19 protein-coding genes are annotated in these 20,915 nt (G+C 51.4%); 1 reads left to right on the top strand and 18 read right to left on the bottom strand.

Features of this window, described 5'->3' with window-relative positions; all coding sequences use genetic code 11:
• Position 1 precedes the first annotated feature (1 nt).
• Complete coding sequence (locus DXA97_RS04530) at positions 2 to 1,189, bottom strand: MBL fold metallo-hydrolase (protein WP_182436797.1); 1,188 nt, start codon at positions 1,187 to 1,189, stop codon at positions 2 to 4.
• Positions 1,190 to 1,272: 83 nt separating this feature from the next.
• Between DXA97_RS04530 and DXA97_RS04525 the strand changes: the two genes are divergently transcribed.
• Positions 1,273 to 2,817, top strand: a complete 1,545-nt coding sequence (locus tag DXA97_RS04525) for a BCCT family transporter (RefSeq protein WP_118718742.1) — start codon at positions 1,273 to 1,275, stop codon at positions 2,815 to 2,817.
• 168 nt (positions 2,818 to 2,985) lie between these two features.
• On the opposite strand, the gene DXA97_RS04520 is transcribed toward DXA97_RS04525, so the two are convergent.
• From DXA97_RS04520 to nrdG, 17 genes are all read right to left on the bottom strand, one after another.
• A complete protein-coding gene (locus DXA97_RS04520) occupies positions 2,986 to 3,948 on the bottom strand; it encodes a glycosyltransferase family 2 protein (protein ID WP_118718741.1) in 963 nt (320 codons plus the stop codon).
• Between the two features lie 13 nt (positions 3,949 to 3,961).
• Positions 3,962 to 4,807 carry a LicD family protein gene (locus DXA97_RS04515; RefSeq protein WP_118718740.1) on the bottom strand — a complete coding sequence of 282 codons (846 nt, stop codon included), beginning with the start codon at positions 4,805 to 4,807 and terminating at the stop codon, positions 3,962 to 3,964.
• A gap of 84 nt (positions 4,808 to 4,891) precedes the next feature.
• Positions 4,892 to 6,229 (bottom strand): lipopolysaccharide biosynthesis protein RfbH, encoded by a 1,338-nt coding sequence (gene rfbH / locus DXA97_RS04510; protein ID WP_118718739.1) that lies wholly within the window; start codon positions 6,227 to 6,229, stop codon positions 4,892 to 4,894.
• Between the two features lie 132 nt (positions 6,230 to 6,361).
• A complete protein-coding gene (rfbG, locus tag DXA97_RS04505) occupies positions 6,362 to 7,420 on the bottom strand; it encodes a CDP-glucose 4,6-dehydratase (protein ID WP_118718738.1) in 1,059 nt (352 codons plus the stop codon).
• A 72-nt stretch (positions 7,421 to 7,492) separates the two neighbouring features.
• Complete coding sequence (rfbF, locus tag DXA97_RS04500; protein WP_118540265.1) at positions 7,493 to 8,269, bottom strand: glucose-1-phosphate cytidylyltransferase; 777 nt, start codon at positions 8,267 to 8,269, stop codon at positions 7,493 to 7,495.
• A 147-nt stretch (positions 8,270 to 8,416) separates the two neighbouring features.
• Entirely contained in the window at positions 8,417 to 10,294 is a 1,878-nt protein-coding gene (locus DXA97_RS04495; protein ID WP_118718737.1) for a hypothetical protein, read from the bottom strand.
• A 137-nt stretch (positions 10,295 to 10,431) separates the two neighbouring features.
• A complete protein-coding gene (locus DXA97_RS04490) occupies positions 10,432 to 11,220 on the bottom strand; it encodes a glycosyltransferase family 2 protein (RefSeq protein WP_118718736.1) in 789 nt (262 codons plus the stop codon).
• 133 nt (positions 11,221 to 11,353) lie between these two features.
• Positions 11,354 to 12,007, bottom strand: a complete 654-nt coding sequence (locus tag DXA97_RS04485; protein ID WP_118706443.1) for an SIS domain-containing protein — start codon at positions 12,005 to 12,007, stop codon at positions 11,354 to 11,356.
• Positions 11,973 to 12,554, bottom strand: a complete 582-nt coding sequence (gene gmhB / locus DXA97_RS04480; protein ID WP_118706441.1) for a D-glycero-beta-D-manno-heptose 1,7-bisphosphate 7-phosphatase — start codon at positions 12,552 to 12,554, stop codon at positions 11,973 to 11,975. Before gmhB ends, DXA97_RS04485 begins: the two co-directional genes overlap by 35 nt.
• An 87-nt stretch (positions 12,555 to 12,641) precedes the next feature.
• A complete protein-coding gene (locus DXA97_RS04475; protein ID WP_118540270.1) occupies positions 12,642 to 13,712 on the bottom strand; it encodes a GHMP kinase in 1,071 nt (356 codons plus the stop codon).
• Complete coding sequence (locus DXA97_RS04470) at positions 13,706 to 14,431, bottom strand: nucleotidyltransferase family protein (RefSeq protein WP_118718735.1); 726 nt, start codon at positions 14,429 to 14,431, stop codon at positions 13,706 to 13,708. Before DXA97_RS04470 ends, DXA97_RS04475 begins: the two co-directional genes overlap by 7 nt.
• A 118-nt stretch (positions 14,432 to 14,549) precedes the next feature.
• On the bottom strand, positions 14,550 to 15,680 hold the full coding sequence (locus tag DXA97_RS21900; protein WP_347561457.1) for a glycosyltransferase: 1,131 nt from the start codon (positions 15,678 to 15,680) through the stop codon (positions 14,550 to 14,552).
• A gap of 113 nt (positions 15,681 to 15,793) precedes the next feature.
• The gene (locus DXA97_RS21895) at positions 15,794 to 17,446 is read right to left on the bottom strand and encodes a glycosyltransferase family 2 protein (RefSeq protein WP_347561456.1); all 1,653 of its coding nucleotides are present in this window, start codon (positions 17,444 to 17,446) and stop codon (positions 15,794 to 15,796) included.
• A 77-nt stretch (positions 17,447 to 17,523) separates the two neighbouring features.
• A complete protein-coding gene (locus tag DXA97_RS21890; RefSeq protein WP_347561455.1) occupies positions 17,524 to 18,417 on the bottom strand; it encodes a class I SAM-dependent methyltransferase in 894 nt (297 codons plus the stop codon).
• Positions 18,384 to 18,575: a hypothetical protein gene (locus DXA97_RS19895; RefSeq protein WP_147355538.1), complete on the bottom strand. Its 192-nt coding sequence runs from the start codon at positions 18,573 to 18,575 to the stop codon at positions 18,384 to 18,386. The genes DXA97_RS21890 and DXA97_RS19895 overlap by 34 nt, the downstream gene beginning before the upstream one ends.
• Before the next feature lie 74 nt (positions 18,576 to 18,649).
• Complete coding sequence (locus tag DXA97_RS04455; RefSeq protein WP_118718854.1) at positions 18,650 to 20,116, bottom strand: ABC transporter ATP-binding protein; 1,467 nt, start codon at positions 20,114 to 20,116, stop codon at positions 18,650 to 18,652.
• Between the two features lie 253 nt (positions 20,117 to 20,369).
• Positions 20,370 to 20,915 carry an anaerobic ribonucleoside-triphosphate reductase activating protein gene (nrdG, locus tag DXA97_RS04450; protein WP_118718734.1) on the bottom strand — a complete coding sequence of 182 codons (546 nt, stop codon included), beginning with the start codon at positions 20,913 to 20,915 and terminating at the stop codon, positions 20,370 to 20,372.

Below are 20,915 nucleotides of genomic sequence, written 5' to 3'. Positions count from 1 at the left end.
CTTACCGGATCACCTGGTCTCCATCTTTCATACAGTAATGCTTTTCTACATTCAATTCTTTCATCCACGCCTTGGTCTCCGGCGTTGTATACTGATCTCCTTCATTGTCCCACAGCCACTGCGGTGTCGGCCACATACAGATCTTCGGGCTGACTGCCTCATAAAATTCTTTCGTCACGGCATGCTGTCCGTGGTGCGCCATCTGAACAATGTCGGCTTTTAAATCTTCCTTTGCAACGGTTTCCAGCACATGGTTTCCGCCATCTACCTGCAGATCTCCGGTAAACAGAATCGTCACGCCATTGACTAACATCCGGTAAACCATGCTGGCATCGTTTCCGTCCCGCTCGCCGACGTGGTCATCATCCGGCTCGTAGCGGTCATTTAAGACGGTGATGCAAACATCGTCCACCAGAATCTCATCGTCCTTTTTCACCGGGCATGCCTCTCCCTTGGGAAGGGCTGCCAGTGCCTTGAGGATCGCATCTGCGGTACCAAGATCCCCCAGTTCATGGGTCTTATACCAGTCCAGGGATGCAAAATCATAGTAGATATGGTCGATGGTGATGCCGCTGTCCTTTCCCTCTGCCTCGCTCTGCAGGATGTTTAACAGGGCTCCCACATGATCGGTGTGGGCGTGAGTCAGAAACCAGGCGCTGACATGACCGCCGCGCTTTTTGATTTCTTCGGTCAGATGATCTGCATCATCCCACCAGCCGCCGTCTACCACGATCAGGCTTCCTTCTTTTGTTTCCAGAAGAAAGGACATCATCTGGGCCTTGGTCTGTCCGGCTAACATGGTAAGCTCGGCTCCTCCAAGGATCGGTTTGGTCAGCGCGTCGATTTCCTGCTCGCTTTTTCCCTGCGCCTCCAGCTCTTTTCGCTTTTCCCCTTCGGTCACCAGCTCTACATTTTCGTAAGCTCCGCTGTTTCCGGTCTGCTCCGTCTTGTGGGCAGATTCCGTCGCTTTTCCCTGTTTTGCCCGCACTGCGCCGCCTACTGCAAACACAATGCCAAAAACCAGCACCAGCACCAGAACGATTCCAATGATCAGACTCCACACGTTCCTGTGCTGCCGGTAGCTGCGGTACCGTCTCGATGCGGCACGGTCGATGGACATTTCCATCTGCCAGCCGATCTTTCTGCTTCCACTTTTTCTAAATCTGTGTCTTCTGCCAAATCTTCTCATATAATCCCCTTGCTTTTTCCGCATTGCGGTGCTATGATGTTCAATATAATTCAATTTTAAGTTTTTTTGAACAGGAGGCCGCTATGAAACATCAAACTGACCACTCCCTTTCCGAGAAAAAATCACTGCTCGGACAGATTGACTGGTTTACCACACTAGTTCCCTTTTTCTGCATCCTGGCGCTCTGCGCCTGGTTTGTCGTAAGCCCGGAGCAGTCCACCGCTGCCATCGGCGCAGTCCGCAATTTCCTGGGCGATGAGATGGGCAGCTATTACCTCATCATCGGACTGGGCGTTTTCGTCTGCTCCCTCTACATTGCCTTTTCCCGGTTCGGCCAGATCCGCTTAGGCGATGCAGAGCGCCCGTTGTACTCCGGATTCCAGTGGGGTTCCATGATCTTCACCGCCGGACTGGCGGCTGACATCCTGTTCTACTCCTGCTGCGAATGGATCTTATATGCATCAGATCCTCATACAGCGGAAATGGGAACGGTACATGAGTGGGCTGCCACTTACCCGCTGTTCCACTGGGGACCGATCCCGTGGGGCTTTTATCTGGTGCTGTCCGCAGCGTTCGGCTTCATGCTCCATGTCCGCAAACGCTCCCGCCAGAAATACTCCGAAGCCTGCCGTCCGGTTCTGGGAAACCGTGTGGATGGCTGGGCCGGAAAGCTGATCGACCTGATCGCAGTCTTCGCGCTCCTCGCCGGAACCGCCACAACCTTCTCCCTGGCGACACCGCTTCTGGCAGGTGCCATCAGCAATGTGACCGGCATTCCGCAGAGCACCGGCCTGACCCTGGTCATTCTGGTTGTCGTATGCGCGATCTATACCTTCAGCGTCTACTTTGGCATGAAGGGTGTCCAGCTCTCCGCAGCAACCTGTACCTGGCTGTTCTTCGGTCTCCTGGCTTATGTATTCTTTTTCGGTGGCCAGACCCGCTTCATCATTGAAGAAGGCATCACCGCCCTGGGCAATATGACCCAGAACTTTATCGGTCTTTCCACCTGGACGGATTCCCTCAGGACCTCCTCCTTCCCGCAGACCTGGACCATTTTCTACTGGGCCTACTGGATGGTATGGTGCGTGGCTGTTCCGTTCTTCATCGGCTCCATCAGCAAGGGCCGCACGCTGCGCCAGGTCATCCTGGGCGGCTATGTATTCGGTCTTTCCGGAACCTTCACTTCCTTTATTATTATGGGGAACTACGGACTCGGTCTGCAGATGCACGGAAAGCTGGATGTGCTCTCCGCCTATGCCGCAGACGGAAACCTCTACCAGGCGATCCTGGATATTTTGGGACAGCTGCCGCTTTCCAAAGCCGTGCTCGTCCTGTTAGTCCTGTGCATGATCACCTTCTATTCCACATCCTTTGACTCCATCACCATGGTGGCTTCCACCTACACGTATAAGGAGTTAAAGAGTGATGAGGAGCCGCACCGGAACGTGAAGCTGTTCTGGGCAATCTTCCTGATTCTGCTGCCGCTGGCCCTGATCTTTTCCGAGAACTCCATGTCCAACCTGCAGACTGTATCCATCATCGCGGCTTTCCCGGTCGGCATCATCATGCTGCTGATCATCACGTCGTTCTTCAAAGATGCGGATGCGTATCTCAAAGAGCAAAAATAAATTTATGGCAAATCCGCCGGATTAGATTTCCGGCGGATTTTTGCTTCATAGGAAATTGCGTCCTATGAAACAAAAATTGCTCCGCAAGGATGCGCACTCGGCGCAAAGGTAGATGGTTGCCAAAGCAACCGCGCCTCGGCGCGAGAATGTGCCAAGGCACATTTTTTTTTATTTATTCTCTTCGTCACACGCCACATTGTTCTGCGAAGCAATGTTCTGCGTTTCCTCCACAATGTAGATCGGCCGGTCTTTCAGTTCGCTGAACAAAATCGCGATGTACTCTCCGATAATGCCAACGATCAGAAACAGGATCGCGAACATAAAGCAGTTTAAGATCACGATCGTGGCATAGCCGCTCGGCGCTCCCTGGCGGGTAAATAAGGTGTAGACCATCACAGCCACGCCGAGAAGTCCCGCAAAGGCTCCGGCATAAATGCCAAGCTTTAACGGCAGGTTGGAAAAGCACATGATCGTGTTCATGGAGAACGCAAGCAGCGTTCGTAAGCTATACTTACTTTCCCCTGCCACCCGGTCGTGGGCCTCATAAGTAATGGTTGCTTTCTGAAAACCAATGCTCTGAACATATCCCCGCAGGAAGCGCACCTTCTCGCGGTAATTCTTCCGGAGCACATCCGCTGCTTCCTTCGATACTGCAAAAAAGTCCGATGCGTTCGGCTCAAATTTCACGTCGGAAAGGGTGTTGATAACCCAGTAAAAACCAGCCGATGTGATGTTCTTGATCAGTCCTGCGGATTTATTTTTTGTCCGCACCATGCTGATGACGCCGCAGCCTTCCTCAAACTTGCGCACAATCTCCGGAAGACATTCCGGCGGGTGCTGCAGATCTGCATCCATGCAGACGATCCCGTCTCCCTTTGCGTAATCGATTCCGGCGATCATGGCTGCCTCATGCCCGAAGTTCCGTGAGAAAGAAACAACCTTCACCTTCTCATCGTGGGCTGCAAACTCCCTTAGTATGGAAAGGCTGTCATCGCGGCTTCCGTCATTAACAAAAAGCAGCTCATAATCCCATGGCAAAATCTCCAGGATCAGCTTCGTTGTCTCGTAAAACAGCGGCAGGGCCTGTTCTTCGTTGTAGACCGAAACCACTACCGATAATTTCTTTTCCATCATGCTTCCTCGTCTATGCTTCTTCGTCAAATACTTTGATGTCTACGGTGGAATGGGCTGGTACGCGCTCTGCCTCAGGCGGCAGCTTCATGTAGTCGCCGTATACCCAGGTCAGAACTTCATGCGCATGCTTCGATGCCATCAGTGTGGTGCCTGCAAATTCCACATCCGTAATTTCTTCACACCATTCCTTCTGGATCGTCACATACAGATAATCCGGCTGATAGTTGCTGTAGTAGCGCAGACTGCTGCGCCCATGTTTATCTTTTAAGGCTGCTGCATGCTGGAGCTTAAAGATCAGCTTCATCGGAATCAGCTTTCCGACTGCAGAGCCTCCGCCCACCGCCAGCTTATGGAACAGACTGTACTTGGAAAAATCCAGGTGATAACGGTGTCCCATTGCCAGCAGGTAAATGCTCTTGTGAAGCAGACGGGTAAACCCTGCTGCTGCCTTGTTCTCCGGGAGCTCATCGATGATGAAAAGATCTACCCAGAGGTGGTTTAACTTGCCCTCGTAATACTGCACCTCTGGCGTGTTCTCATGGCGGCGGCTGTTTTTATAAATGACGCGGGCTGTAAAGTCAAAGAACGCTTTGCCGCCCTGGAAATCCTCCGGCATCAGAAGCTCCATGGTATCCGGAAGTTCCCGTTTTACTACCTTTAAAAATGCCTCATAGTTGCTGCGGGTAAATGCAATATCCGCATCATCATCCCACGGGATGAAGCCTTTGTGGCGGACCGCCCCTAAAAGCGTGCCGCCGTCCAGCATATATTTGATCTTATATTTTCTGCAGATCCGGTCGATCTCTTTTAAAATTTTCAAGTTGATCTCATGGACCTTCGTTAAATCGTACTGCATATTCGCCCTCTTTTCCGGCTGTCGGATTTTCTTCGCAGCGAATCTGCCCGGCAGCCTGAGACTCTGTCCCGTTTTCCGAAATGATTACTGGTTGATTGCCTCACGGATCGTCTTAGCCATGTAATCGATCATCTCATCGCTCATGCCCGGGTACACACCCACCCAGAATGTATCCTGCATGATGCGGTCGGTGTTCTTTAAATCCCCCACGACACGGTAGCCGCGATTTTCTGCACGCATCTGGTCGAAGCACGGATGCTTGGTTAAGTTTCCGGCAAACAGCATACGGGTCTGGACACCTTTCTTCTCCACGTACTGGACCACTGCGTTGCGGTCCACGCCTTCCTTGCAGGTGATGAGGAATCCAAACCAGCTCGGTCTGGAGTTTTCACACGGCTCTGGCAGGATCAGCTTGTCTGTCGTATCGGCCAGAGCTGCCTTTAAGCGGTCGAAGTTATGGCGTCTGCGCTCTACAAAACCCGGGAATTTATCCAGCTGTGCACATCCGATGGATGCCTGCAGGTCGGTTGCCTTTAAGTTATATCCGAAATGAGAGTAAACATACTTGTGGTCATAGCCCAGCGGCAGCTCGCCGTACTGGCGGTCGAAGCGGTGTCCGCACAGGTTGTCCTTGCCGGACGGGCAGACACAGTCACGTCCCCAGTCACGGAAGGAGCGGATGATCTTATTGAGCAGCGGGTTATCGGTATAGACAGCACCGCCCTCGCCCATGGTCATATGGTGCGGCGGATAGAAGCTGGAGGTTCCGATATCGCCCACGGTTCCGGTAAACTTCTCCACGCCGTCCAGTGTATAGCGGCTTCCCAGTGCATCACAGTTGTCCTCGATGAGCCACAGGTTATGGCGATCACAGAACTCCTTCACTGCCTTTAAGTCGAACGGATTTCCCAGGGTATGGGCGATCATCACCGCCTTGGTCTTCTCAGAATAAGCAGCCTCTAACTGAGTCACGTCGATATTGTACTGCGGAATGGTCACATCCACGAATACCGGAACTGCGCCATACTGGATGGCCGGAGTCACGGTCGTCGGGAAACCGGCTGCCACGGTGATGATCTCATCGCCCGGGCGCACCTGGCGCTCCTTTAAGAGCGGGGAGGTCAGCGTCATAAACGCTGTTAAATTTGCGGAGGAACCAGAGTTTACCAGTGCACAGTAGCGCACCCCCAGATACTCTGCCAGCTTTGCCTCAAACTCATCGGTGTAGCGTCCGGAGGTCAGCCAGAATTCCAGTGCGCTGTCCACCAGATTCACCATCTCTGCTTCATCGTAAACGCGGGATGCGTACGGAATGCGGTCTCCCGGTTCGTAAGTCTTCTTATTATTAATATGATAGGTTCTGCAGTAATCTGCTACCAGGTCAAGGATTTCCTGGCGTGCCTGCTCCTGTGTTTTTTCCATATGTTTATCTCCTATTTTGTTTCAATCCATGATTATTTCAATCCACAGTCGATAATTTCACGGAAACTGACTGTGATTTGCCTCATGTCAGTGGGGGATACCGATTTATCTCCGCCCAATTTCTTACCGTTTTTAATATTCCCTGATCTGCGCATCCATTACCTGCTTCATGTCCTCCCCGGCCAGATACGCCTTCGACCAGATGATGGTCTTCTCGATCGCATCCTCAATATGCCAGTGCGGCTTCCATCCAAAGGTCTTCTTGATCCTGGAACAATCAAGCTTTAAGAAGTTTGCCTCATGGGGGCCTCCGTCATGCTTGTTGACCCAGGATGCACCCTCACCCCAAAGTTTGCAGAACAAGGTTACCAGCTCACCGGTTGTCACGCAGTCGCACTCATCCGGTCCTACATTATAATATCCCTGGTAAGTCTGGTCCTCATACTGTCTCTGGGCAATTTCCAGATACGCAAACAGCGGCTCCAATACATGCTGGAATGGTCTGGTAGAATACGGGTTTCGCACCACGATCTCTTTTTTTGCTTCCATGGCACGCACGCAGTCCGGGATGATCCGGTCGTTCGCAAAGTCGCCGCCACCGATGACATTGCCCGCACGTGCGGTAGAAATTGCACAGTGTCCATCCGCAAAGAAAGATTTCTGGTAGCTGTGTGTTACCAGCTCCGAGCAGGATTTGCTGTTGGAGTAAGGATCATAGCCGTCTAACGGATCGCACTCCCGGTAACCGTACTCCCACTCCCGGTTCTCGTAAACCTTATCCGTGGTTACATTTAAAAAAGATTTCACTGACGGAGTCTGGCGCACGCACTCCAGTACATTCACCGTTCCCATGACATTAGTCTCATAGGTATAGACCGGATCCTTGTAGGAATCGCGCACGATCGGCTGTGCCGCCAGATGCAGCACGATTTGTGGCTGTACCCGGTCAAACACTTCCTTTAAATGCTTGAAATCCCGGATGTCTCCGATGACACTGTCCATGGTTTTCTCCAGCCCGGCGATGGAAAATAAAGCCGGGTCGGTCGGTGCCTCAGCTGCATAGCCTGTCACCTGCGCTCCCGCAAGAGTCAGGATCCGGCACAGCCAGGAACCTTTAAAACCAGTGTGTCCGGTCACCAGGACCTTCTTTCCCTGATAAAATTCCCTGCATGCATTTAGATCGTAATTCATATCATTCTCTCCCAATGGCCTCTGCATGTCCGCAGCCAGCCCATTTTGTTTTTGCAGCATCCTGCACGTTTTCTATTCCTTCCAGATCTTCCACGGTGCCTTACCAGACTGCCACAGCTTCTCTAAAAGCTGCATTTCCCGCTGGGTATCCATGCACTGCCAGAAGCCGTCATGGTAGAAGGACATCAGCTGTCCCTCAGCTGCCAGGCGGCTCATCGGCTCCTGCTCAAACACCGTGGTGTCATCCTTTAAATAGGAAAAGACTTCCGGATTCAGCACCATAAAGCCGCCATTGATGATGGCTCCGTCCGAAGCTGCCTTCTCGCGGAAGGAACGGATCTCGTTATCCGGTCCGATATCCAGCACACCTTTCTGCTGGTCGATGCTGACCGTTGTAATGGTTGCGGTCTTTCCATGGGATTTGTGGAACTCTACCAGTCCCTTTAAATCTACGTTGCAGACACCGTCACCGTAGGTCAGCATAAACGGCTCATCCCCGATATACGGCTGGATCCGTTTCACGCGGCCGCCGGTCATGGTATTTAACCCGGTATCAACCAGAGTTACCTTCCACGGCTCCGCATAATTGTTGTGGACCTCCATCTTGTTGTTCGCAAGGTCAAAGGTCACGTCGGAGGTATGCAGGAAATAATCTGCAAAGAACTCCTTGACCACATACTGCTTATATCCCAGGCAGATCACAAAATCGTGAAATCCAAACTCAGAATAGTATTTCATAATATGCCATAAGATCGGCCGTCCGCCGATCTCGATCATCGGCTTCGGCTTTAAATGACTTTCCTCGCTGATCCGGGTTCCCAGACCACCTGCCAGAATTACAACCTTCATCTTCTTTCCTCCGTTTTTTCCTCTCCGACCATTTCAGTCTCAAACTGACGGTTTTGTCGGTCGTACTCATTTTCTGTCGACGTCCTGTGCGCAGTCTCATTCCGTCTCCATCTCCTGCACATGCTGCGCACAACAGCTATGTTTATCTTAGTCCGCTGTCATTTTCAGTAACACTGCCAGACGGGTCACACCGCGCTTCTCCAGTGCATTCGGTACAAAGAAGTTGCTCTCGAACCGCAGTGTCACCGGCTCATACGGATCTACCTGGATCGTGCATTCCTCATTCTGCTCCGTAAAGTTGATGTATTCCTTTGGCTCGCCGTTCACATACACGGTCAGCCACTGGTCCTTAGTCAGGTCACGCGGATAGTTGAAATTCAAATGAATCTCTCCGGTGCTTCCTGCCATCACCTGAACCGATGCGCGCTCATCCAGCCAGCCGTCGTCGTAAAATCCGTAGATTGGACGGCACTTAAATAATGAAGCTGCATGCGTGATATCCTGGAAGCGGTTGTTTTCCGGGTCCTCCTGGATCACCAGCATGTCATCGGTAATGAGTCCGATATCTCTCAAATCCTTGATGTGGACAACCTTCACGCAGTCCTCGCGGTTTAACCGGTCAAACACCCGGAAGAACTCTGCCTGGGTAAAATCATCCATCTCGAATTTATCGCCTACAATATAGATTGTTTTTCCGAAAATCCCAACACCGTACTGCCCGTAGGTTTCCTCTGCCAGCGCATTGTAGCGTTCCTGGTCAGCCCAGTAATACAGGTTCGGGAAAAGTCCCCGGTAATAATGCTCCACCGGAAACATGAACAGCACATACAAGGTAAACAGGCTTAAGTACGGAAGCGCCTGAACCCAGCGGCCCCGCTTTGCCATCTGCTCCGTCAGCGTGCCGTACATCCAGGAAAGGAATAACAGCGCTGCCGCCAGGGAAACATACACCCAACGCATCTCCACACGGATCGTCACACTGGAGCAGACGATGCAGGCACCGATAAATGCCACAAACAAAAATGCTTTCTGCAGGTACGGCACGATTTTCTTACCCTTGTGCAGGACACGGATCACAAACGCCAGAACCAGAAATGCGATCATCAGGTCTGCCAGGGCAATGAGAATCGTTACCCACAGCGGAGCTTCCCGGAAGTTCTGCCCGTTTAAATGCTCCGGACCTGCGTTGATTCCAAAGATATAAGCGATCTGGCTCAGCACAAAATGCAGAACTGAACTGATCGACATGGTATCCACCACATCCGTTCCGCCGGTTCCTGGCGGGGAAATGGTTCCGATAAAAATAAAACGCAGAAGCTGGATCAGGGCAAAACCGGCTGTCGGCGCAGCCCAGAGCTTCCAGTTCTTTGAAAGCTTAAATACCAGGGAAAAGTAAAACAGCGGAAGCAGCACCATATAGCGCTCATGGACCAGGCAGACACAAAAATACAAAACTGCAGCCAGATAAAATTTCCGGCTTCCTTCTGCCTCATCCTCACTGCCTAAATACTCCAGCAGGAAATACAAAATCCCAAGTGCCATCCACATCGCCATGGTTTCCATGAGTCCCAGTGCCTGGCCGATCTGATAGTAGGACATGCGGGACATCAAAAACATGACCGCACAGAGAATTCCCACATACGCAGAATGGCTGAACCGTTTTGCCATGCGGTAAAGATTGTAGGCAAGGCAAGAGTTCAGCACAATATTAAAAGGCACATACCAGTTGATATGAGTGCCGAATAATTTCATTTCCGTCCATGCCACCAGATTATACAGGGCACGGAAACGGGTTCCGCCGCTGGTAAACACCGCCGCGATAAACGGGTTATCGTTAAAGCAGAACCACTGATAGAGATCATCCATGTAAAGGCCCTTGATCTCCATATGGCGGTTTACTACAAAGGCAAAGGCCGTCAGCAGGATCAGGATCAGGGCTTCGCTTTTCAAAACGTCTGCCCGTTTGGTCCACTGGTACTGCATGGCCTCCGCCTTCTGCTTTCCGCTAAATTCCATCTTTTCCATAATTATATACTCCAATCAGCAGGCGCTTTCTTTGCGCCTTCTCGATATACAATGCAAATTTCGTTACGCTGCTGCCTGCGGCAGAACTTTCCGTTTTGCAAATTCCCACCTGTGAGCATCAGCGAATATTCCCGCTGCTATCCCTCTTCGTACGCAGAATATGCCTTGCGGTAAAAATGCATGAGCAGCTTTACCACCGGCTTCGGCCAGATTTTTGCGTACATGGCCGTCTCATCTGCCGCACGCTGGTGATTTTCGATGCAGGCCTTTGTCGTTGCCCCATCGTGGATCCGGTAGCGGATCAGCGGGCGCTCCACGCACACGAAACGTCCCGGGCGCTCTGCCAGCTTCCACATGGTATCCCAGTCCAGCGCAAATTTATAAGGAGAATCAAACAGCGGTGCGCCAAGCGCTTCTTTATTATAAGTACAGGAAGGACAGATGATGGGGTTTCCAAACATCAGCGCCGCTTTCTTCACCCAGGTCCGGTCTGCCAGAACGTGCAGACGCAGCGGCAGGCGCAGAAGCATTTTGATAAATTGGATCATGCCCGGGCGCATTAAGGTCTCCCCTTTTAAGATCGCGCAATCCGTGGTAAACACAGTCGTATCCGGATAGCGTGCCCAGCATCGTTTTACTTCCGCTGCGTAATCCCGGTGATAGCAGTCATCCTGATGTGCGATCGTCACCAGACGGGTATCCGCCTTCTCGTATGCGAAATTCCAGTCATCCTGGATATCGCTCTTTCCCTCCCGCACATAGAGCGGGATATCGTGGATCTTCGACATCGCCTCCAGAAACGGACTCGGTGTGGAAGTGCAGAGAATGATCTTTGACTTTACCGACTGCCGCTTCAGGGAATGAATGCAGGCATCCAGATACGGAGAATCCTTATAAGCGCAGATTGCAAAGGTATGATCGGGCATCCTAACGGCCTCCTTCCTGTTTTTACTTTGTTTCTCTTTTTTGTTTTGCTATTTGTTTTCTTTCCAGCCTTTCCGAAAGCATTCTTCTTTCGTACCGGTTTTTTCTTTATTATCTATGGGATTTCTCGTATACTTACTCTTCAAAAAATGCCTCTTCCAGCATCAGACACAGTGCATGATAAATCGGAAGATGCAGTTCCTGAATCTTAAATGTCTCAGGCTCCGGCACAATGATCGCCACATCGGCACGTTTTCCTAAAAGACCGCCGTCTTTTCCGGTCAGACCGATGACGCTTAAGCCTTTCGCCTTCGCAACGGTCACGGCATAATCCACATTTTTGGAATTTCCGGAGGTAGATATCCCCAGGAATACATCGCCTTTGTCCCCATATCCACAGACCTGCTGGGCGAAGATCATATCCGCATCTACATCATTGGCAAATGCCGTGGAAAGTCCCGGGTGTCCATCTAAAGCAATAGCCCGTAAACTGCCCTGCAGACTGCGTGCGAGCTCTGCCCCGTGACCGGCATGCTCCTCTGCCAGGCGTTTCTGCAATTCTTCGCTTAACGGGCGACGCTTTTTAAAGCCCTTCATCAGCTCGCCAACGATGTGCTCCGCATCCGCGCAGCTTCCGCCGTTTCCGGCAACCAGAAGCTTTCCGCCGTTTTCATAGCAGGCTTTTAACATCTCATAAGCCTTCAAAATATCATCCCGGTTCTTATTTAAGACCGGGTAACGCACAAACAATTCCTCAAAGATTTCCTGCTGTTTCTCTGTTAATTTCATCGTATGCCTCCAACAAATCTTCTGCGTACAGATCGTAGGGGAAATCTCCCTGTTTTTTCTGCTCCTCATGAACCCCGGCACCATACCCGGTTCCCACCAGCACAGTGCGGACTCCGTAATTGCGTCCGGCTTCGATATCGATCAGCTTATCACCGATCATCCAGGACTTGCTTTTATCCACAGTAAAATCCTGCTCTGCCATCTCAAACATGCCGGTCTCCGGCTTTCTGCAATGGCACTGGATCTTGTACTTTCCGATGCCATGCTCCGGGTGATGCGGGCAGTAATAAAATGCGTCAATGCCCGCTCCCGCTTTTTCCAGCAGCTCGTTCATGTAACGGTGCAGTTCTTTTACATCGTCCTCGGTATAGTAGCCGCGGGCCACACCGGCCTGGTTGGTGATCACCACCAGCTTATAGCCCTGCTCCTTAAATGCCTTTAAAGCCTCCGGCACTCCGGGCAGAAGCACCAGATCTTCTTTGCGGTGCAGGTAGTTGACTTCTTCATTCAGCGTACCGTCCCGGTCCAGAAATATTACTTTTTCCATGCTATGTTCCTATTTCTACGTGCTTCCCGGACAGACAAAACTTTTCCTGTCCGGATCTCGTTAAATTCTTTCCAATTTTCCAAAATACTACAATTTGAATTCGTAGTCTCCGTTTGGCAGATGCACCTTCACCTCGTTGTAGTCCCAGCGGTTTTCATCCGCAATCCAGGACTGGGCGCCGCGCAGCTCAAAGTTCCAGTCTGCCAGCTGACCACCCATCTGCTCCATGCGGTCTGCCACCTTGTGCTTGACATTGTACGGGCAGTACATCAGAAGGTAACCGCCGCCACCGGCGCCAAGAAGCTTTCCGCCCAGCGCACCGGCCTTAATGGCCTCATCGTAAAGCTCGTCGATCTGCGGGTTGGTGATCTTGCTGCTCATGCGCTTTTTGCTCTGCCAGCCATAGTCCAAAAGCTTACCAAAGCTGTGCAGATTGCCGCGCAGAAGCTCATCCTTCATCGCGTAGGCAAGGGCTTTCACCTCGCACATGGCATCGAAGGCATCTTTCTTTTCGTAGTTTTTCACCTGATCCTTGATGATGTTCGCCGACACATGGATGTTGCCGGTATAACATAAAAGCAAATTGTACTGCAGCTCGTGCAGAATATCTTTCTTGATGCGCAGCGGGTTTACCACCACGTTGTTGCGGCCGTGGAACTCAATAAAGTTGATGCCGCCGAAGGTTGCCGCATACTGGTCCTGATAGCCGCCGTCGATCTTTAAATCCTCACGCTCGACCTGGTAAGCCAGATCTGCCAGGCGGTACGCATCCATCTCAATGCCCTTCCAGCGTGCCATGGCCGTAAGTAAGGAAACCATAACGGTAGAAGAAGTTCCAAGACCGGAACCGGCCGGAGCATCACACTGTAAGTAAACCTCGCAGCCCTGGTTGATATCCATGGCCTTTAAGGCAGCGGTTACCAGGTCCAGCCGTCCATCGTAAACGAAGTTCTCCTTCGCATTGTATTTGACGGTCATATCAAAGTCCAGAGAGTGGACGATAATCTGGTCATCCTCTCTCGGAACGATGGAACAGTACGCATATTTGTTGATGGTGCTGCCGATAATGGCTCCGCCCTGCTCTACGCAGAAAGGTGCCACGTCTGTACCGCCGCCGCCGAAGCTGACACGGAGCGGTGCACGTCCTCTGATTACCATACCACAACTCCTTTCTTTACATCTTCCATAAACTGATAATATGCCTCCGGAATGCCAATATCGATAAAGTAACCGTCATTGACAAAGCCGCCTAAACGCCGGCCCTCCTTCAGCCATTTCGGGATCATCTCGTTTTCCAGGGAAACCTTTCCCGCCGGAATCTCGTCCAGCAGCGCACGCTTCATCAGGTACACGCCGCCATTGATGGTGCCCGACTTTGCCTCCTGACTCTTCTCGTTAAAGCCGGTGAGCCGTCCTTCTTCCAGAATGGCTGCACCGTAACGGGAAATGTCCTGCACCTCGCGAAGCACCAGTGCCATGTCAAGATCCGACTCCTGCTGCATGGATACCAGACGGCTGTAGTCGATCTGATAAAAGGTATCCGCATTCAGGACGAAAAAGCTGTCCTCGGTCACAAATCTGCCGGCATTTTTAATGGCCCCGGCTGTTCCGAGAAGTTCTTCCTCATAAGCATAGTGAACGGTGATGGGTGTTCCATCCGGAGCTAAAAACCCGCTCCCGTCCCCGAAATACTCCTCCACCATGGAACCCTTATAACCCACGGCAAAGATAATATCCGTGATGCCGTGCTTTGAAAGTTCGTGCACCACATACTCCATAAAAGGCTTCTCGCCGATCAGTGCCATCGGCTTCGGGCGGTCACTCACCACACTCCGAAGCCTGGTACCCAGACCGCCGGCCAGTAAAATTGCCTGCATTTCTTCCTCCTGCGCCGCCTAAACGGCTGTTTTCTTTCTTTTTCAAGTTCTGCTGCTGTCTGCGCATGCATACACAGCAACCAAATTCTCCATCCGGGCAATCCCAGCCCGGAATCCATTATCGTTTGAAATCATCCTCGATAACCTTCCATGCTGCATCCATGCTGAAATGCGTGCGGATGTAGCTCTGGGTCTTCTCGCAGAGTGCCTTGCAGCCCTCCGGACTCTGGTAAAGACGGGTCACGGTCTCGGCAAATGCCTCCGGCTCGTCCTCCACCAACAGGACATCCTCCACCTGCGGGATTCCCTCCGCACCGATGGATGTCGTCACGATCGGGGCACCGTTGTAGATTGCCTCGACCACCTTGCCCTTCACGCCTGCACCGTAACGCAGCGGTACAACCACCACGCGGCAGGTCGCATAAAGCTCGCTCAATTCTTCTTCGGATACAAAGCCCTTGATGATGATGCCATTGCCCGGCTGCTGCAGAGCTTTGATTTCATCGGTTACCTTAGATCCAACCACAATAAACTCTGGCGGAGTAACTCCGGCTGCCTCCATCTTCTGACGGATGCGCGGGTAAATATCCTTTGCAAACCAGAGCACTGCATCTGCATTCGGCGGATGTGCGAAGCCACCGACGAATAAGAGACCATTGCGCTTCGCAAAGTCTTCCTGTATGTCGGACTTGAACTCATCAAACACATACGCGGTGATATCCTTCACGTTGATGGTTGGGTCGATCTCATGGATCGCATCACGCTCAATGTAAGACGGGTAGTAAGAAACGGCCGCCTTGCTCATCAGCGTAAACTCAATGGATTTCCAGTATTCCGCATCTTCGCGGATCTTCGGATCTTTCGTGATCTGGTATTCACGGCTTTCCCGCAGCCAGTGCAGATCATGTCCGTAATAGATCACCTTGATATCGGTATTGTCTAAAATATAATCAATGTATTTGGATGCGATGTGCGGGCGGTTCAAGTACGCCACTGCAATATCATCGCCGTGGTCACGCAGCCAGTCCCAGATCTTGACCTGGTACTCCGGTCCGTATAACACCTCGATGCCCATCTGCTCCAGCTCGCTGGTATACGGCTCCTCGTTCATGAAGTTATCACCGAGGAACTTCACCACATAGCCCTTCTTTAAGAACATCTTTAAGTACTGGTACGTGGTCTTGGAACCGGCGTCCTTATCGTAGGTCGGCACATAGTGGTCCACCACCAGGATGATCGGCTTGCCCATGCTGCGCTCTCTGGCACGGAACGGATCCGGATTGCCATCGTTCTCGCACTGCTTTGCAAACTCGTCTGCCCATTTTTCTTTCAGCTTCTTGCTGTTGGCAACCTGGTAACGCTTTAAGCCGGTGCCTGTACATCGGTACCGTTGGAAACACCCTCAAAGTGGATGACCTTGGACTTCGGCTGGTATACCACGCGGTAACCTGCCTTGCGCACCTCAAATGCCAGGTCGGAGTCCTCGCAGTAGGCCGGTGCAAACCGGGTATCAAAGCCGCCGATCTGGTTCCACAGCTCGTTGGAAAGCAGGATCGCTGCACCGGAAATGTAGTCCACGTCCTTGACGTAGTTGTACTCCGGCTTATCCGGATTATCCAGACGGCCATAATTCCAGCCGGAACCATCGCTCCAGATGATACCGCCTGCTTCCTGCAGACGTCCATCCGGGTAAACCAGCTTGGAGCCTACCATTCCGATGGTCGGGTCAGACTCAATGAGCTGAACCAGGGAAGAAAGCCAGTTTTCGGTCACCTGGGTATCGTTGTTTAAGAACATCACATATTTACCACGGGCATGACGCGCTGCGTTGTTGCAGTTACGTAAAAAGCCCTGGTTTGTGCTGTTTCTGCAGATGACCAGTCCTTCCGCGTACTCGGAAAGATGCTCGGTCGCATCCGTGGACACATCGTCCGCGATGATGACCTCATAAGAAACATCCTTCGTGTGCTCTAAAATAGAAAGCAGGCACGCGTAGGTATAGTGGATCTGGTTGTATACCGGAATGATAATGGAAACGGTCGGGTTCTCCACCTTCTCAAACTTCAGGCGGCCGTGTTCCCGGTAAATCTCACCGATGTTGAAATCGCCATCACGCAGGTTTCGTCCCTCCGGTGTCGAGTAAAGCTTCATGGAGCGAAGCGGATGCAGCATGTATTCTTTCTTATAATGAAGCTTCTTTCGCTCTACCGATCCCTTTGGATACTTCTGGTTAAACTTATCGCCCAGCTTCCGGCGGATCTTAAAGAGAATCGCCTCATGCTTATTTAAGTAATTCAGGGTCTTTGCCATCTCACCGATCTCATGCTCATGGTTATGGATGATGGCCTCTAAGTTCGTTACATGGTTGTTAGTCAGACGCTGAACTTCCGTGATCTTGCGGATAGTCACATCCTTCTCACGGCTGTGGATCTTCATCTGCTCAATGCGCTCCCTTGCCCGCGCAAGGTCACTCTCCGTCTGGCGGATGTCACGCACGGTACGGGAATAAACCATGTAATTGCCCAGGTACAGCTGCTGGTTCTCACCGTGCACATAATTCTGGAAGTTTACCTCCATCTTCCGGTATACTTCTGCCATCTCCGGCGTGATACCGAACGAATCCAGGATCTGCTCTAAGGTCAGCTGTTTTAACACACTGCTGTACTGTTCATAGAAATAGTACAAAATGCGGTATTTCACAAAATGCTCCGGAACCGGGAATAAGAACACCCACTCGTAGTCCAGGCAGTAGATGCCCTCCCGCGTCAGCAGCATATTCTCAAACAAGGCATCGATGTTGGAAACCTCGCAGGCGGTATCGGAAAGCAGCAGATTCTGCTCCTCCTCCGTTAAGTCCGCGCCAAACACCTCATCGAACTCTGCGGTTCTGGTAAACGCACTGCGGCACTCCGGGCTGATGTCGTAGATCTGGTTCATGACGATCTGCAGCACATCCAGCGGAAGCTGTCCGCCCTCTAACTGCTCACCCAGCTTCTCCGCACAGGTCTGCCCCACAAGATACGGGAAATAAACTGAATTGCGGTGCTCGGCAAACTTTGGCTCCGTTACCTTTAAAGTCCGGTGCTGTTTCGTCAGCTTCTCATATTTTTCTTTAAAAGAAGCGATGTGGCGCTGCCATCCAGGCTTAAAGCGGCTTTTTCCACGTAGCGCTCTTTTTTGACCGGTGCTGCTGCACTGCTGTTTCCAGCCGCTGCACCAGATGTTTCCGACATTCCTGCTGCATTTCGCTCGCAGATACAGGTCTTGATCTGGAATTCTTCTCTTCTTGTCTTGTTATATTTGATAAAAATCTGCTCATCATCCTTGTGAAGCTGCTTTGGATCTGCGCTCCAGAACACCAGATAAGAGTTTGCATATAAATCAAACAGACCTGCCTCGCAGACTGTGTCAAACTTCTCGCCCATCTCCATCATGTGGTATGGCGGGTAATCGTATGCCGGGGTTACCCGGGTCAAATCACCCTTCTTTGGCAGATACGCATCGGAATAAATGCTCACCGGGGTCTTATAGTCCGGCATCGGATAATAGAACTTCAGGGCACCGTTTTCCTCTGCCATGCTCTGTGTCTCTTTTTCGCTGCAGAGAAGCTCCGTTAACTGGCGCTTCGTCAGGGCATTCTCCTCCTCGAAGGTTCCTGCAAAATACTTCATGCCAAGCGCATTGGCTGCCGCCACGATCAGAATACCGGTCGGCTTCAGCAGCGATTTTGCCGCACGGATATGCTCCTCATACGATGCAGTCAGGGTTCCGGCAAAAATCACATAGTCGTATTTTTTCCCCTCGGCGCAGGCTTCCCCTGCAAAGCCCATCAGGCTGTCCTTACAATAATGAATGTTTGCTACACCCGGATAGCGCTGTCTTACCGTCTCCAGTGCAGACTCCGTCTCATCCAGCACAGTGACCTGCTTCACGCTGGTGCGCAGCAGTCCGGTCAGCGCACCGTAATCGGCACCAACCTGAAGCACCTCTGCATCCGGCTCAAACTCATACCACTCAAGCAGGAGCTCCCTCTGGGAAGAGAGGCATACAGAAGGTCCAGCCGATGGTTGTCCTGTAAGATGGAGCGGATATCTCCGCGGTGCTCCGAAAGGAGCGCCTGTATCTCATCATCAATCTTTCTCATGTTCTAAAAACCTCTTTCTTATCTTCACGTTCCTTGTTCGTCATGTTTGCGCTCAGATCAAACCGATTTCTGTCTCAAACATTCCCGGATTCCGTATTTCCGGAGCCTGCAGGCTTCAGCACAGCCTCCACCTCAGATTCCATATCGTACACACCCACGGTATTCTTATTCGAGATAACCGTAATGTTCGCTACATCGTACAGCCGGTGATACACCGTGTGCTCGCCCTGCTCAAAGCCGGTGCAGCTCATGGAAAGCAGATACTCACCGCCCTGGAGCGTCATCTTCTGGCGGAAATTCACCTCGTACTCATCGCCGTTCTTCACCGGACGGATCTCAGCACCCTCAAACATCGTGTTGGTTCCGGTTAAGTCCGCCCCCTTTTTATCTTTGATCGTGTAGGTAAAGATTGGTGACTGGATGCTGTCATGGAAACGGATTTTTTCCTTGATTGTGAAATACTCACCCTTTAACAAAAGATTCGTTAAGTTGCCGCGTTCATCGAACATACCAAGATCGTAGATCTCGGCCTTGCCGTTTCCGTACTCGGTGCGGTTCGGGTTGATGGTCAGCTTGTCTTTCATGAGGCCGCTGTGCTTTTTATGCGCATGGCCTGCTGCGCCGTCCTGACCCTTTGCCGTTCCTGCTGCATTTTCGCTGGTATCCGCGCCAGCTCCTGCTGCTGATCCGTCTGCCATTTCACCAGACGCGCCCTTCGCACCGGCTCCTGCCGCGTCAGAGTCCATCCCGCCGGAAAAATCATTCATCTCCAGCAGCTCCTCTTCCAGATCGTCCATCTGGTTTGCCAGGATCTTCTTATATAAATCCACCATCTTGCCCGGCGCACCCTCAGCCACATAGTGTCCTTTATTTAAGAGCACCACCCGGTCACAATATTTGATGACACTGCCCATATCGTGGGTAACCATAAGAATGGTCGTGCCGTTTTTGCGGATCTCCTCCATGCGCCGGTAACACTTCGACTGGAAGAAGACATCTCCCACGGAAAGTGCCTCATCGACAATGAGGATTTCCGGCTCCACGTTGATAGACAGCGCAAAAGCCAGCCGCACAAACATACCGCTGGAATAGGTTTTTACCGGCTGGTAAACGAAATCCCCGATATCCGCAAACTCCAGGATATCCGGCAGCTTTTCATCCATCTGCTTCTTGGAAAAGCCCATCATGGTTCCGTTCATGTAGATATTCTCAATGCCGGTGTAGTCCATATTAAACCCGGCTCCCAGTTCTAACAACGCTGAGATGACTCCGCTCACCCGGACCTGACCGCTCGTCGGCGTTAGGACTCCGGTAATGATCTTTAAGATCGTCGATTTTCCGGAACCATTAGTTCCGATGATGCCCACCGTCTCGCCTTTTTTCACATTAAATGAAATGTCACTCAGCGCAAAAAAGTCCCTGTGGTAATTTTTATGGGTTAAGCTGAGCGATTCCTTTAACCGGTCGATCGGTTTGTCGTACAGCTTATATATTTTGCTCACGTCCTGTACCTGGATCGCGTATTCATTGTTTGAAGACATGGTATTCCTTTCATTTGCAGAGCCGCAAAATGGCTGCTGTTTTCTGCCCGGAAGGTGCCCGGAGCCGGACGCTTTTCCGCTCTTTTGGCCCTGCTGGCCGCAATACGGGTAATTTACCACGACAGTATACCATTAATTTTCCTCAGGTGCAAGGCACGCGGGAGTGTGCGCCATAATTTTCATAAAAATGTTAGAATTTATAAAACATGAAATGAAAAGAGCCACCGGCAGCAACCGCCGATGACTCTCATTATTATAATAGCTTCTCTTTCTCTCCATATTTGCTCAGCACGATATGCCCATTCTTTCTGGTTTCCGGCACATCAATGACCCGCTGGTTGGAGGACCCCCGAAATCTTAGGGTAATATCTTTTTTATCCAGTTCAAATCTTCCATCTACAAGTACGTCCGTCATTGCAAGGATGGCATCCGTATCTTCACTATGACACCGTGTGTTGTGCGGGTCGGTCAGTTCCTCGTAGGTGTACCCGGAATAGATCCAGATATTTTTTCCTGGCAGCTCCGTCCGGATCCGTTCCAGAAACGGACGCAGTGCCTTCTGGTTTGCAACTTCCATCGGCTCCCCGCCAAGAAAGGTAAAACCATCGATGTAAGAGGGTCTGCTCTCTTTGATCAGCTCATCCTGCACCTGGCTGTCGAACTCTCTGCCATAATTGAAATCCCACGCGACCTCGTTAAAGCAGTCCTTACAATGGTGCGTACAGCCGGAAACAAACAAAGAGGTCCGGCAGCCGGGGCCATTTGCAATATCGCACGTAAATACCTGCGCATACTTCAT

Origin of the sequence: Clostridium sp. OF09-36 (genome assembly GCF_003481985.1) — a bacterium.
GTDB lineage: Bacteria > Bacillota > Clostridia > Lachnospirales > Lachnospiraceae > Brotaphodocola.
Note: the sequence above shows the minus strand (reverse complement) of the source record. Positions and strands in the feature narration are given on the sequence as shown.

Bases quoted from the DNA above. Each gene is read 5' to 3' on its own strand.
- DXA97_RS04515 (WP_118718740.1), bottom strand. From the start codon at position 4,807: ATGCAGTACGATTTAACGAAGGTCCATGAGATCAACTTGAAAATTTTA.
- rfbF (WP_118540265.1), bottom strand. From the start codon at position 8,269: ATGAAGGTTGTAATTCTGGCAGGTGGTCTGGGAACCCGGATCAGCGAG.
- DXA97_RS04475 (WP_118540270.1), bottom strand. From the start codon at position 13,712: ATGGTAATCAGAGGACGTGCACCGCTCCGTGTCAGCTTCGGCGGCGGC.
- DXA97_RS04485 (WP_118706443.1), bottom strand. From the start codon at position 12,007: ATGAAATTAACAGAGAAACAGCAGGAAATCTTTGAGGAATTGTTTGTG.
- DXA97_RS19895 (WP_147355538.1), bottom strand. From the start codon at position 18,575: ATGAGAAAGATTGATGATGAGATACAGGCGCTCCTTTCGGAGCACCGC.
- DXA97_RS04495 (WP_118718737.1), bottom strand. From the start codon at position 10,294: ATGGAAAAGATGGAATTTAGCGGAAAGCAGAAGGCGGAGGCCATGCAG.
- DXA97_RS21900 (WP_347561457.1), bottom strand. From the start codon at position 15,680: ATGGGCAAGCCGATCATCCTGGTGGTGGACCACTATGTGCCGACCTAC.
- DXA97_RS04490 (WP_118718736.1), bottom strand. From the start codon at position 11,220: ATGCCCGATCATACCTTTGCAATCTGCGCTTATAAGGATTCTCCGTAT.
- nrdG (WP_118718734.1), bottom strand. From the start codon at position 20,915: ATGAAGTATGCGCAGGTATTTACGTGCGATATTGCAAATGGCCCCGGC.
- DXA97_RS04530 (WP_182436797.1), bottom strand. From the start codon at position 1,189: ATGAGAAGATTTGGCAGAAGACACAGATTTAGAAAAAGTGGAAGCAGA.
- DXA97_RS04470 (WP_118718735.1), bottom strand. From the start codon at position 14,431: ATGCAGGCAATTTTACTGGCCGGCGGTCTGGGTACCAGGCTTCGGAGT.
- gmhB (WP_118706441.1), bottom strand. From the start codon at position 12,554: ATGGAAAAAGTAATATTTCTGGACCGGGACGGTACGCTGAATGAAGAA.
- DXA97_RS04455 (WP_118718854.1), bottom strand. From the start codon at position 20,116: ATGTCTTCAAACAATGAATACGCGATCCAGGTACAGGACGTGAGCAAA.
- DXA97_RS04520 (WP_118718741.1), bottom strand. From the start codon at position 3,948: ATGGAAAAGAAATTATCGGTAGTGGTTTCGGTCTACAACGAAGAACAG.
- rfbH (WP_118718739.1), bottom strand. From the start codon at position 6,229: ATGGAAAAAACACAGGAGCAGGCACGCCAGGAAATCCTTGACCTGGTA.
- DXA97_RS04525 (WP_118718742.1), top strand. From the start codon at position 1,273: ATGAAACATCAAACTGACCACTCCCTTTCCGAGAAAAAATCACTGCTC.
- rfbG (WP_118718738.1), bottom strand. From the start codon at position 7,420: ATGAATTACGATCTAAATGCATGCAGGGAATTTTATCAGGGAAAGAAG.